Genomic DNA, 12,850 nt, shown 5'->3' with positions numbered 1-12,850 from the left:
GTCCTTTCACTTGCAAAGAAGTGAAAGGACGGCGGCTTGCGGTGTCAGTGCGTATTTAGGCTACTTGCCCATGGACTGCGCGATCTGGCTCATCACTGTCGAGTCCGAGAGCGTGGTGGCATCGCCGACCTCGCGGCCTTCGGCGACATCCTTGAGCAGGCGGCGCATGATCTTGCCCGAACGGGTCTTAGGCAGCTCTGGGACCACTAGCACGTGCTTCGGCTTGGCGATTGGGCCAATATCCTTGCCTACGTGGTTGCGCAGGGTAGCCACAACGTCTTCGCCCTCGGCTGGCACGGTCTGCAGGATCACGAACGCTACGACGGCTTCGCCGGTCGTGTCGTCCTTGGCACCAACCACTGCGGCTTCCGCCACGTACGGGTGGGCTACCAGCGAGGATTCGATTTCGGTGGTGGACAGGCGGTGCCCGGATACGTTCATCACGTCATCCACGCGGCCCAGCAGCCAGATGTCGCCGTCAGCATCCTTCTTGGCGCCGTCGCCAGCGAAGTACATGTTTTCGTAGCGGGACCAGTAAGTCTCCTTGTAGCGGTCCATGTCGCCCCAGATGCCACGCAGCATTGCTGGCCATGGCTCGCGGATGACCAGGAAGCCGCCTTGGCCGTTGGCCACGGACTCGCCGGCTTCATCCACCACGTCGATGGCGATGCCCGGAACTGCTACCTGGGCCGAACCCGGCTTGGTGGCGGTGACTCCTGGAAGCGGTGCGATCATGTGCGCGCCGGTTTCGGTCTGCCACCAGGTGTCCACGATCGGGGTCGGGTGTTCCTTGCGTTCGCCGTTCTTGCCGTTGTTGGTGCCGATGACATCGCGGTACCACATCCACGCTTCAGGGTTGATCGGTTCGCCTACCGAGCCGAGCACGCGCAGCGAGGAGAGGTCATAGCCATCCGGGATCTCCCGTCCCCACTTCATGAAGGTGCGGATCGCGGTGGGTGCGGTGTACAAGATGGTCACGCCGTACTTCTCCACCAGTTCCCACCAGCGGCCCTGGTGCGGGGTGTCCGGGGTGCCTTCATAGATCACCTGGGTAGCGCCGTTGATCAGCGGGGCGTAGGTGACATAGGAGTGGCCGGTGACCCAGCCGATGTCAGCGGTGCACCAGAAGACATCGGTTTCAGGGTGCAGGTCGAAGGTGTCGCGGTGGGTGACTGCGCCCTGGGTCAGGAAGCCGCCGGTGGTGTGCACGATGCCCTTTGGCTTGCCGGTGGTGCCCGAGGTGTAGAGCACGAACAACGGGTGCTCGGAGTCGTGGGCGACTGCGGTGTGCTCGGTGGAGGCCGCGCCCACCACGTCATCCCACCACTTATCGAGCGATCCGAATTCGGTTGGTTCGCCATTGCGCTTGACCACCAGCACGTTCTGCACGGTGTGTCCCGGTGCGGACAGGGCCTCGTCGACCGCTGGCTTCAGCGGCGATGGCTTGCCACGGCGCCAGGTGCCATCGGCGGTGACCACGAGCTTGGCATCCGCGTCATCGATGCGGCTGCGCAGTGCGTCGGCGGAGAAGCCGCCGAAGACTACCGAGTGGATGGCGCCGATGCGGGCGCAGGCCAGCATGGTAATGACCGCCTCGGGGATCATCGGCAGGTAGACAGCCACGCGGTCGCCCTTGGCTACGCCCAGGGACTCGAAAGCGTTGGCGGCCTTCTTGACCTCTTCGGTCAGCTGCGCATAGGTGTAGGTGCGGGTATCGCCCGGCTCGCCCTCGAAGTAGATGGCAACCCGGTCGCCCAGGCCATTCTCCACGTGGCGGTCCAGCGCGTTGTAAGCCGCGTTGAGCTTTCCGCCGACAAACCACTTGGCTACCGGTGCTTGCGACCAGTCCAAGGTTTCGGTGAAGTCGGTGTCCCAAGTCAGTACCTGGCGTGCTTGGTCCGCCCAGTAGCCCAAGCGATCGGCATTGGCCGCGTCGTAGCGAGCCTGGGTGGCGATGGCTTGGTCGCTGAAGTTCTTGCTTGGAGCAAATGAACGGGTTTCGGTCGACAGGTTGTCCAGGGTTTTCGAATCACTCACTGTGTTCGCGTCCTTCCGCATGACGGCAAATAGTTTCTCTGTGATCAAAGTTACATCCTGCGCCGGGTGCCAACATGGTTTGTGTCACGATGAAAGGGGAAATGGGGCAAATTGTGCGCCAAGCGGTCAACGGGGTGCGATGAACTGCACGCGCGAATGGTGTCCATGGGTCAAAAGTTCGCGACCTCATGACACGATCTATTGCGTGGCGAAGAAATTGAAAAACGAAACTGAGCTGGGACTGAAGCGCCGAGCACGCAAAATCAACCGGGAATTGGCCCAGGCCTATCCCTACGCGGTGCCCGAACTGGACTTTGGGAATCCCTTTGAACTGCTGGTGGCTACCGTGCTCTCTGCGCAGACTACCGATGTGCGGGTCAACGCCATCACCCCAGCGCTTTTCGCCCGCTTCCCTGATGCCCTGGCCATGAGCCAGGCTGAGCGCAGCGAACTAGAAGAGCTGATCCGCCCAACCGGTTTCTTCCGCGCCAAAACCGAGTCCCTGCTCGGGCTATCTGCCGCCCTGGTTGACCGCTTCGACGGGCAGGTGCCCAACAAGCTCGAAGAGCTGGTGAAACTTCCCGGGGTAGGGCGCAAGACCGCCAATGTGGTTCTGGGCAACGCCTTTGGGGTTCCGGGGATCACCGTTGATACGCACTTCGGTCGTCTGGCCAATCGCTTCGGATGGACCGATGAAACTGATCCGGTCAAGGTCGAGCACGCGGTGGGCGAACTTTTTGAAAAGCACGACTGGACGATGCTCAGCCACCGGGTGGTATTCCATGGACGGCGCGTATGCCACTCGCGCAAACCAGCCTGCGGGGCCTGTGAGATTGCCAAGCTCTGCCCGTCTTACGGCATCGGCGAGGAAATACCAGCCAAGGCCAAAGCGTTGCTCAAGTATGAGCTCGCACCAGGGCGGGAGGAACTGCTGGCGAAAATGATCGCCGGTGCCACCCGCCGCGAGCTGCGAGCCGAAGGATATGGACTAGACGCATGAGCGCACGCTTGGAATTGGAAAAAGTCATTGCCCGCCATGAATCGCAGGTGGGGGCCAGCCAGAAGCTGCCCAATGAATGGGTTATGAGCCAGATGGAGCTCAGCGCCGCACGGCGAGCCGCGGTGCTGATCCTCTTCGGCGGTGCCGGGCAGAAAACTTTGCAACCGGACTCAGGGGTTGAAGACCTGGACCTGTTGTTCGTGGAACGCGCGGCCACGCTGCGCAAGCACGCCGGACAGGTTGCCTTCCCCGGCGGGGGAATCGACCAAGAAGATTCCAGCGTCGCGGATGCGGCCTTGCGCGAAGCGTGGGAGGAAACCGGGGTCCAGACCTCGGGTATCGAGGTCTTGGGCAACCTGGGCGAAACCGAATTGCCGGTCTCGAACTTCCTAGTCACCCCGGTGCTGGGCTGGTGGCACACCGAATCCGAAGTGTATCCGGCAGACCCTGCCGAAAGCGCCGGGGTGTTCCGCGCCCCGGTAGCCCACCTGCTGGACCCGAAAAATCGGCTGACCGCTGTGGTGCACCGGTCGAACCAGAAATTCAAATCCCCGGCCTTTGAATTCGAAGACCGGATCATCTGGGGTTTCACCGCCATCGTGCTGGAGCGTTTGTTCAACGAACTGGGTTGGACCCGGCCGTGGAGCAACCGACGCGAACTGCGCATGGCCTGATATCGCTTATTTGGCCTCTGCATAGTTGTCGCTAATGGCCACGCTGACCGGGAAGCGCGGAGAAGCCTGTCCAAAGAGGGTGCGCCCGGCGAGCATGGCCGCGTGCCGGATCACTTCCTGCAACTGCGGGGCAAGTCCGGTAGGGCATTCGAAAACAATCTCGTCATGGACAAAGAACACCTGCTTGCAGATGCGGCTCCACCCGGCTTGGTGGATCAGATGCCGCGCGTGGCCCATCCATACTAGCGCCCACTCTGCTGCAGTCGCTTGAACTACGAAGTTCCTGGTGAACCGGCCACGGGCCCTGGCCGCACTGTCAGCAGCACGCTGCGAGGCTTCATCGCTGGTAGCTTTCTGCCCCGCCAGCCACTGCTCATCGGCTGGCGGGCAGCCGCGGCCCAGGAAGCTGCGCACGCCCCCGCCCTGTTGTCCGGTAGCAGCGGCCTGCTCCACGAACCGCATTGCGGTGGGAAAACTGCGGGTGAGCGCCGCGCCTACCGCGCCACTGGCACCGCCCCCGCCGCCATAAATCACCGATAGCATCCCCAGCTTTGCATCGTTACGGGACGCTACGAGCTTGGCATCCAACAGCCACTGGTACAGGTCATCTTGCTGGCCCGCTTTTTGCAGCTGCTGGTCATTGGAGATGGCGGCCAGGATACGCGGTTCAAGCTGCCGGCCATCGGCCACCACGAAAGTGGAACCTTCGCGGGTACGCACAACTTGGCGGATGGAATGGGGCAGTTGCAACGCCCCGCCACCGGAAGCGGCCCAACGTCCCGAAGTGACAGTTCCCAGAACATAATGCGGATGGAACCGCCCATTTTTCACCCACTGGTCCAGCCACGCATCACCGTGGGTGCTGGCCAGACGCGAAAGCTTCTTATATTCGAGAACCTCAGCAATCAATGGGTGGTTGAGCTGTTCCAATTCCCACGCACGCACCGAGCTGACGGCGAAACCAGCCTTATGCAGGGCGCGCAGCAGCTCTTGCGGAGAATCCGGGTTGAGTCCCGGAGTGCCTAATGCCGTTGCCAGTTGCTGGGCTTTGGCCGCCAGCTTGGGTGGCCGCCCGTAATCGGAGACGCGGGGGCCCAATTGTTCGCGCAGCAAGGCCCGATGCCCGGCCTCATCCCAAGACAGGCCGGCCGCTTCCATCTCGCAAGCGATCAAGGCACCCACCGACTCAGCATGGATCAGCAGCTCAAGACGCTGGCCGGGGCCGGGATCCTGCGGCAAGGCCTCACGCTGGGACAAGTACATGGCGATGATCTCGGAAAGCGATTCGCCGGAACTCGGGGCTGCGAAGAGCGCATCTTGATTAGCCGGTTCAAAGGATTGAACTGGGCGTTCAAGGTCGAAATCCTCAAGCTCCTTGGAAGCCAATGGGCTGCGGTGCAAGATGCGTTGGGCTAGGCAGAGAATATGGGCCTTGGCCAGATGCACTCCAGCGGCTATGAGCGGGCGCATCCACGGGTCGGTACGGAGCATCACCCAACGCGGGCTGTGCTGTGTTTCCAAGCCGGCAACAACGCTGGGGAAAGCCTCGGCATCCACCGGGGTGACCGGCTGCAATAAGCTGCCTGAATGCTGATCCCGAAGATCAATCAGGGCGTAGCCATCGGGATCGGCAGCTAGGAAAGCGATGGCACTCATGGGTCTATTGTGCCGTGCCAAGTGCTGATATCCCCAGTTGGTCCGCCAGCTGCCCGCAATTACCCGGAAACGGGCCACCCTCGTTACATGAAATGGCTATCAGAATCTCCCGCTGCCCAACGGCCCTGCAGCACACAACGTTTTGTGCTCACCGAGCTGGAATACGGGCAAGCAGCGCAAAATAGGTCCAGCCGGCTGGCTGCCGGAGACCGGCCGGAGCAAAATGAGCCAAGCTGCACCATCGTGAGCAACGATCCGCAGATTATTGAGCGGTGCGCAGCGATCGCGGTGGGCGCGGCCGTACGGATCAAGCACTGCGCCGATGTGCAGCAGGTACTGGCAGATGGTTCGGGACCGGTGCTGTGGGGCAGCGATATGGCTGCACTTGCCGAACATGCCAGCGTTGCTGCCGATGTGCTGGTCGGCCTGGAACAGGATGCAGCCAGCTTGTGGTCCTTAGCCAGCAGGACCCCCAAGGCTCGGGTTGCGCTATTGCCCGCTGCGAGCCAGTGGCTCGGAGAATATCTGGGTTTGTGGGCCATGAGGGCCGGGCACGGGCATACATTGGCTCTGAATGCCTCCGCTGGCGGGCTTGGCAACACCACGCTGGCGGCACTGCTGGCCCATGCCGGAACGCTCAGTGGATTGCGCAGCATCATGATTGATTTGGATCAGCACTCCCAAGGTGCGTGGCCGCTGATTTGCGCTACACCGCCCACCGGCGTCGGTTGGGAAGAACTGCAGCAATCCGGCGGCACACTAGCTGCCCACCAGCTTGCCGAGACGTTGCCGCAGCTACGCGAGACTTCGATCTTGACTTGGTCGCAAGCAACAGGAGCACATAAGCTGGAGGACCAGCTGGTGATCCGTTTGCTGGCAGCGGTCCGCCAAGGCTTTGACCTGGTCGTGCTGGATACCGGACGGGCTCCGCATCCGCAACGCCAGGCACTGAGCCAGTTCATCGACCGAAATGTCGCCACAGCCAGTTCGCTGACCATCCCGTCCAGCGGAGAAGTAGTGCTGTGCGGAGAGCAGAAACTGCGAAACGCTCCGGCAGGCTTCCCAGAAATTCTCGGAGTCTTCCCGGAGCATGCCCGGATCATTAAGTGCGCAGAACGCGGCGTGCTCTTCGACAGCTTCAAATCACGGGCCTTGCGCCAGCATCTTTCCAACCTCTGCCTGATACCGCAAGTGCCGGAGCAGCGCTGATGAATCCGGGCCGGCATAGCCACAACACCAATCCAAGCCCCGATGGGCCGATGCTGGATGCAAAGATTCTTGAATCCGTGCGCGAACGCGCCTTGCTCACCGGAGGCCAGCTCGATGCGATCGCATTGGCAGGCGCGGTGCACGACTCCGGTGCGGCATTGGGATCCCAGGGTGCGGCCCAATCCTTGGAGTCGTTGCAACATGAAGTGGCAGGACTATCCATCCTAGAACCCTTTGCGCAGCGCCCGGAGGTGACAGATGTCCTGGTGGACGGGCAAGGATTGGTTTGGACAGATTCTCCGGCAGGGCTGGAACCGACCGATTTCCGGTTTTCTTCGGCCGAACAGGTCCGGGCGCTCGCCGTGCACTTGGCGACCCTGGCCGGCAGGCGGTTGGATTCAGCGAGTCCATTCATGGATATGAGTTTGAAGAATTATCGGGTCCACGCCGTACTGCCGCCCATTGCCACTGCAGGGCCGTTGATCTCCATCCGCGTCAAGCGAAGCTCACAGCTTGAATTGGGCACCGTGTTGGAGAACTCCCGGCCGTTCTGGCTGCCCTTGCTTCGGGCCATCGTGCAACGGCAGATGAACTTCCTCGTTACTGGTGGAACCGGCAGCGGAAAGACCACCGTCTTGCAAGCCATGCTGGCCGAAGCAGACCCGCAACACCGTTTGGTTATCGTCGAGGATTCGCAAGAATTGCAAGTACCGCACCCGCATGTCGTGTCTATGCAAACCCGTACAGCCAATGTCGAATCAGCTGGCCGGATAGATCTCAAGGACTTGGTGGTCCAGGCCCTGCGCATGCGTCCGGACCGCTTGGTTGTTGGCGAGTGCCGCGGCGAAGAAATACGTGACTTCCTGGCAGCTATGAACACCGGCCACCAAGGCGCCGCAGGCACTATGCACGCCAACAGCCCCGAATCCGTTCCTGCCCGTTTGGCAGCGCTGGGCGCATTAGCAGGGTGGAGCGTGCAGGCAACTTCATTGCAGGCAGCCAGCGCACTGGATCTGGTCATTCACATGAGCAGGTCAGAGCACGGGCAGCGCGGACCGGTGTCGCTTGGCTACCTGAGCACCAGCGGCGATGGACAGATGAGCATGCGAAGCCTGATTGATCTGCAAGCCCCAGAACCATTAACCAAGACCGGCCAACGCATTTTGGAACGCCGATTCGGCTCGGAGCTGACCGGCGCTATTGCGCGGGACGTGGCTGCCGGAAACTCACCGGAGCAATGAATCATGCTGATCCTCATTTGCGCTGCCTTCGCGTTATGGCTCTGGATCCCGCCACATGCTGCCGCCGCGAACCCTGGAGCGCTGCGCAGAATCTGGACCCATGGGGCAACAAAACGAAAAGACGGGCACTCGGTGTTGAATGCCGATGCCCGCGTGATCCGAGAGCTCTCAGCATTGCTGCGAAGCGGCCTGAGTTTCTACCCTGCCATCGACGCGTTGCTTGATGCCGAGGAAGAGCACGGAAAAATCGTCGGGGCACTCAAAGAGCTCCAGGCAACCCATCGGCTGAATAACAGCGCGCCTCGTGGCGATGCGCTGGATGGGAACCAAAGCCCTGCGGTGCAACGGCTGCACTGGTGCTTGGAACTATCCGCGCGCTCCGGAGCCAGTCTTGCCGACGTGTTGGAACGGCTGGCTGAGGACCTGGAAAATGCCCTCGTGGCGCAGCAAGCATTCGACGCGGCGATGGCCGGGCCCAAAGCTACGATCAAGTTGCTGACGTGGCTGCCGTTGGTTGGTTTTGGATTCGGGATGTTGCTGGGCATTGACGTCTTGGGAACCATCGCCAGCTCCTGGGCAGCTCAACTGAGCGTGCTCATCGGGGCAGTGCTGTGGATCGCCAATCGAATCTGGTGCCAGCGGCTGATGCGCACAACCTCAAGTCAGGCATTCTCATGATCATTCTGATTCTCCTATGCGGTGCACTGGCCATAGCGCTGGCAATGGACCCAGCCAACTGGAAAAACCAGGCAGCCAGAGCACGGCACCGGGTCATCGGCAGGGGACGAGCGCAGGAAAATCCCATCGAACTGATCCTTGATCTCAGCGCGAGTTTGCTGGATTCAGGAATGCCCATTACCCAGATCCTCGATTTGCTGGGCAACAGCATTGAACAGTGCGCGGTACTGCGCAGCGTCGCCCGATGCTTGGAGATGAACATGGCATGGGACAAAGCTTGGGAAGCTGTTCCTGGTTGGCTGATGCCGCTGCGCAAAGCACTGCACTTTGCTCACGCGACCGGCGCGCCCGCAGCAAGCCTGCTGCGCAATACCGCGATATTGCAACGGCGGGAACATACGCAGAAAGTCGCGCGCCTCGGAGCCCAATTCGGCACCCGGCTGGTCTTGCCTTTGGGTGCCTGTGCGTTGCCGGCCTTCATCGCTTTGGGCGTGGTGCCGCTGATCATCGCACTTTTCCCCAGCTTCCAGTAGGTAACGGCAATGGTTATACCCAGCTCGCAAGCATCCGGCGCTTACTCGTGCTGCATCCACCGAAGGTAGAAGGACAACATCCCTGGCATCGAGGTTGGGGATGGCATTTTGGAAAGGAACACACAATGAATCGAAGGCTCCAGGAAATCATGGATCAGCTTCGAGACGAGCAAGGGTCCACCACTGCCGAATTCGCTATGGTCACCCTGGCCGCCGTGAACGCCTTACAACATACTCAGATTCGAGTTAACCTCGCTTGCCTAGGTGAGCGTGGATGCTCAAGCGACCCTGCTAGCACGAAACAACATCAGCAGTCCTGCGGCCTCGTAACGGCCTACCGTTATCCTGTCGCGGCTTAGAAGACCGGACCAATTGCCTAGCTCCTTCGCACGTTCATCTCATGCGCAGAGGCACTTGAGTCGAAGATACTCGCGAAGATACCCTCTAGTTCCGCGGCGATGGCATCCCCTTGCGTGCCGTGCACTTTTTTGAGCGCATCGAGCGTCGCTGTGGCCTCGCAGAACTTCATTGCGGTTGCCACCTTGTCATCCTTCGCGTTCGTGCCGCAGTATTCCTCGAGATCGCCGCGTCGCAACACGTATGTGTTTTCCTGTGCTAGCGATGAGATGACTTCCTCAACCAGGTTAGCGATTTGCTCAGTGGGTGGTTTCTGAAGATGTGCAAGAATCGCGTCGCCGTTACCAGCATCGAAAAGCTGTGTTAGATCATCCACTACTGCCTGTGCAGACTCCCGCGTCTGGTCCTCGTGCCAGGCCTCGAAGTGTCCCTGCGCCGACCCCCACAATTGTCGATGAGTTCGGGTACGGGCGATTTCCTTCACCTTGTCGCGATCTGGGGTGCTCGGGCCAGAGATCTGCTCTTTCACCAAAGTGATGAGCTTGCCGTGAACCCTTTGACCTGCGACGTTGTTGTCAGATGCTCGAATCCGTTCGACATCGCGTCCAGATCGGCGATGACGTGAATCGGTACGTCGAATTGTTCGAAGAATTTCCTGTAACGGCTAATGTTCCCCTTCCCTCCGATCTTCACAAACATCACATTTCGTTCGACATATGCAATTCATCCAACATAGATGAAAATAGAAGGGAAACCTCGAATTGTTGCAGGAATACAGCGTATGGACGGCAGGCACGAGAATTTTTCCCTTGTCACCTCTAACTTGAAGTTTGACTTTCACCTCGAGAAATGATGAATATATCATCATGAAAGTAAAAATCTACAAATCAGGAATCACGCTCCTGACGTCTCTCGCGCTGGTGATTTCCAGTTTGAGCGTGTTCGCGGCTCCGTCGTACGCAGCACCGTCCAATTCGGAAAAGAAGGCCGCTGAGCGCCAAATCACCGAAAACGTTGACTCCACCATGGAGTTCACGACCACGCGCAGCGGCCAGGTCTACTTCGACATCGAGAAGGCCAAGGCAGCCGGCGCTGACGCCGAGACGCTGGAGGTCGGGCAGCTGCTAAACAATTACAGCGCGGCACAATCGGCCCCGGCCGGCGGCGTGACGACCTACGGCATGCCCCTCTGGGGCAATTGGTGCGGTCCCGGCCACGGCGGCGGACGCGCGGTGGATACACTCGACTCGCTCTGCCGCACGCACGACCGTTGTTACGGCTCCCGCGGATACTTCGCGTGCTCGTGCGACCGCAATTTGGTCTCAGGCATCAAGAGGAACGCATACAAGATGGGCGGCAAGGAACGTGCCATGGCCAGCGCAGTCAGCGTGTACTTCACCTATTCGTTCTGCAATCCTTTCAAGTAGACCTCAATTAAAGATTGGAAAAGTGGTTCACCAATGACCGAGGCAGTAAGCAAGCGACGTCAGTGCCCTGCAGGTACTTGGATCAGCATGGCGCTCGTGCTCCTTTCAATGCTGGTGCTCGTCGACTGGACGAATTCCGGTGAAGCGAAGCCGCTCTGGATGTTCTTCCTTCCGATCCTGTTCGGCCTCATCGGCGGCGGTATCGCACTGGCGAAGCGGGCGTATTTGTGGGCGGTGATCTCAATCGCGTTCGGTGTGCTGTCGCTGCAGATCATGAACGTCGTCATCACCTTGTTGCAGGGTCCATAAAAAAGCAATGAGGATTATCGGAATTCTGAGCAGCCGGCCCTTTAAGGGGTCAGCGTTTCCGTATTCTGGTTCTACTCACAGTGGCAAGTGGCTGGCAGCGCCGCTATCCATGGCACGGAGACCGTCCCCGGTATCGATCTCGCACAGACGCACCAGAAAGCGAATATGCTCTGCGTCGGTGTTCATGGTTCTGGTTCTTGATGCCGTGGCAATGGTCTGATGACCTCGTCGAGTTGAGCCCTGATGTGAAACGCCCTGCCTTTGTCGGCGGGGCGTTTCATTTCGGCGAAATGCATTCACTTTAGTTTTTATCCTGAAACGGTGGGAAATCCTTCCAAGACGGGTTCCTCGTCGTCACTGAATTCGGAAGGCTGTCGTTTCGGGTCTTGAACGAGCTGGTCACTCCCGTCACGGGGCCATGACTGGGTGGCGACAGAACTATGGCATTGGATGCGTGGCATTGGACACGATGGCAAATTTACGTGCCATGCGCAGCAGAAATCCAGAGATGAAGCAGATGTTGTTCCGTTTGAGGCCAGCTATCACATCTTTCTGTGGACCATGTCCGAGTGCATCTCCAATTTCGGTATCTTCCCCTAGTCGGCCTCGCCCCAATGCTTGGGGTAGCGGACGCAGATCAGCGCAGGAACTTGCTCGAGAGTCTCTTCGCAGTTTGAAAGCCGGGGGCGGGCCCAGTTCGATTCTGGGACGTCTTAGAGGTTGTGGTGGCACTGCTGCTTCTCGGCGTCGTTCGCCTACTTAGTGACTGGACTAAGTCCAGTGATGTAAGTGACAACGACAAGGAGGACAGGAGGTCCAACATGAAAGCAATCATGTGGCAGAAGTTCTACAACAAGGTGACCTCTTGGCGGTCGCAGTTCTCAGGACGAAAGTTCTGGCAGTACGCAACGGAAACCAGGTGGGCTTACGGCGTGAGTGTTATGGCAGCACGCCCCCTACCTTGAGGTTGCGAACACGAGATGGCCCCGACTTTCGTCGGGGCCATCTCAATTTTGGGATTGAACCAGATCTTCAGTTAGTTCCGATTCAGACCGTGGTTTCTAGTGTCCAACGCGCGTTTGAAGTGGCTCTCAGACTCATCGATCACCCGAGTGGGAGTCGAAGGGTCGAAGACCCGGAGAAGCGAGTATCGGAAAGTCGATGGATCTAACCCGCGCAGCTCGACGTTGCCGCCATGACCGTTGGAAGCGTAGACGCCCCAACGTTGGTTGATGTTCTCCGCACCGTCAGCCTTGCCGACGTAGTGGCGTCCATCGCGAGTGTCAGTGATCAAGTAGATCCCGACGACCGATGACAGAGCTGTGCGCCATGACGTGTACCGGTGCTCGCGCATCACGGCTTGCAGTTGCGAGTAGTCCAAGATCAGACGGTCGAAGCCTGGGAACGGCACTGGCTGCGCGTCGGCGATCTCCAGGACTGGATAGGCAGCCGCGGTCGGCCCATTGAGTCGCCAAGCGCGGGGCGACTTCCAGCCGATCACCAGGCGGTTCCTGAGATCGGATAGATGGTCTGTCACCACCAAGTCGAACATGCGAATTGTACCGTCGTTCGAGGTTTCACCCCGGTTCTCCACGACGGACCAAAACCGTGCCCGGTCACCGCCCTCGCGAATGAATACGACCCACAGTTGCGGCGGGTTCAATGGGAATACCCGAGGCCTCGCAGACTGTCGGGATGTGTAGGCGAGGATCTCCTCGTCGGTCGAATC

Annotated in this window: 13 protein-coding genes; 8 read left to right on the top strand and 5 right to left on the bottom strand. The window is 59.7% G+C overall.

Annotation, left to right across the window (positions count from 1 at the left end):
* Window positions 1-60 precede the first annotated feature (60 nt).
* Entirely contained in the window at window positions 61-2,058 is a 1,998-nt protein-coding gene (acs, locus tag AARI_RS13495; protein WP_013349835.1) for an acetate--CoA ligase, read from the bottom strand.
* A 196-nt stretch (window positions 2,059-2,254) separates the two neighbouring features.
* Here acs and nth point away from each other — a divergent pair, with 196 nt between their 5' ends.
* Together nth and AARI_RS13485 are read left to right on the top strand one after the other, a co-directional pair.
* Entirely contained in the window at window positions 2,255-3,037 is a 783-nt protein-coding gene (nth, locus tag AARI_RS13490) for an endonuclease III (protein WP_226910443.1), read from the top strand.
* A complete protein-coding gene (locus AARI_RS13485) occupies window positions 3,034-3,711 on the top strand; it encodes an NUDIX hydrolase (protein WP_013349833.1) in 678 nt (225 codons plus the stop codon). Before nth ends, AARI_RS13485 begins: the two co-directional genes overlap by 4 nt.
* A gap of 6 nt (window positions 3,712-3,717) precedes the next feature.
* Here the strand turns inward: AARI_RS13485 and AARI_RS13480 are convergent, their stop codons facing one another.
* A complete protein-coding gene (locus tag AARI_RS13480) occupies window positions 3,718-5,367 on the bottom strand; it encodes a bifunctional 3'-5' exonuclease/DNA polymerase (RefSeq protein ID WP_013349832.1) in 1,650 nt (549 codons plus the stop codon).
* 144 nt (window positions 5,368-5,511) lie between these two features.
* On the opposite strand from AARI_RS13480, the gene AARI_RS13475 reads away from it, so the two are divergent.
* The 4 genes from AARI_RS13475 to AARI_RS13460 are packed head-to-tail and all read left to right on the top strand — an operon-like array spanning window position 5,512 to window position 9,028.
* On the top strand, window positions 5,512-6,576 hold the full coding sequence (locus AARI_RS13475; protein WP_013349831.1) for a hypothetical protein: 1,065 nt from the start codon (window positions 5,512-5,514) through the stop codon (window positions 6,574-6,576).
* The gene (locus AARI_RS13470) at window positions 6,576-7,817 is read left to right on the top strand and encodes a TadA family conjugal transfer-associated ATPase (RefSeq protein WP_013349830.1); all 1,242 of its coding nucleotides are present in this window, start codon (window positions 6,576-6,578) and stop codon (window positions 7,815-7,817) included. Before AARI_RS13475 ends, AARI_RS13470 begins: the two co-directional genes overlap by 1 nt.
* A 3-nt stretch (window positions 7,818-7,820) precedes the next feature.
* Window positions 7,821-8,495, top strand: a complete 675-nt coding sequence (locus tag AARI_RS18700; protein ID WP_013349829.1) for a type II secretion system F family protein — start codon at window positions 7,821-7,823, stop codon at window positions 8,493-8,495.
* Window positions 8,492-9,028: a type II secretion system F family protein gene (locus AARI_RS13460; RefSeq protein WP_013349828.1), complete on the top strand. Its 537-nt coding sequence runs from the start codon at window positions 8,492-8,494 to the stop codon at window positions 9,026-9,028. The genes AARI_RS18700 and AARI_RS13460 overlap by 4 nt, the downstream gene beginning before the upstream one ends.
* 376 nt (window positions 9,029-9,404) lie before the next feature.
* On the opposite strand, the gene AARI_RS13450 is transcribed toward AARI_RS13460, so the two are convergent.
* Together AARI_RS13450 and AARI_RS20450 are read right to left on the bottom strand one after the other, a co-directional pair.
* Window positions 9,405-9,914 carry a hypothetical protein gene (locus AARI_RS13450; protein ID WP_013349826.1) on the bottom strand — a complete coding sequence of 170 codons (510 nt, stop codon included), beginning with the start codon at window positions 9,912-9,914 and terminating at the stop codon, window positions 9,405-9,407.
* Window positions 9,911-10,084 (bottom strand): TOPRIM nucleotidyl transferase/hydrolase domain-containing protein, encoded by a 174-nt coding sequence (locus AARI_RS20450; protein ID WP_404813038.1) that lies wholly within the window; start codon window positions 10,082-10,084, stop codon window positions 9,911-9,913. Before AARI_RS20450 ends, AARI_RS13450 begins: the two co-directional genes overlap by 4 nt.
* Window positions 10,085-10,251: 167 nt before the next feature.
* Between AARI_RS20450 and AARI_RS19340 the strand changes: the two genes are divergently transcribed.
* Window positions 10,252-10,812, top strand: a complete 561-nt coding sequence (locus tag AARI_RS19340) for a hypothetical protein (protein ID WP_013349825.1) — start codon at window positions 10,252-10,254, stop codon at window positions 10,810-10,812.
* A gap of 33 nt (window positions 10,813-10,845) precedes the next feature.
* Window positions 10,846-11,121: a hypothetical protein gene (locus tag AARI_RS13440; protein WP_013349824.1), complete on the top strand. Its 276-nt coding sequence runs from the start codon at window positions 10,846-10,848 to the stop codon at window positions 11,119-11,121.
* Between the two features lie 1,036 nt (window positions 11,122-12,157).
* Here the strand turns inward: AARI_RS13440 and AARI_RS20115 are convergent.
* Window positions 12,158-12,622 (bottom strand): GIY-YIG nuclease family protein, encoded by a 465-nt coding sequence (locus AARI_RS20115; RefSeq protein WP_231849389.1) that lies wholly within the window; start codon window positions 12,620-12,622, stop codon window positions 12,158-12,160.
* Window positions 12,623-12,850 lie beyond the last annotated feature (228 nt).

The organism is Glutamicibacter arilaitensis Re117 (genome assembly GCF_000197735.1).
GTDB lineage: Bacteria > Actinomycetota > Actinomycetes > Actinomycetales > Micrococcaceae > Glutamicibacter > Glutamicibacter arilaitensis.
The sequence above is the reverse complement of the archived record's forward strand: the minus strand, read 5'-3'. Positions and strand labels throughout refer to the sequence as shown.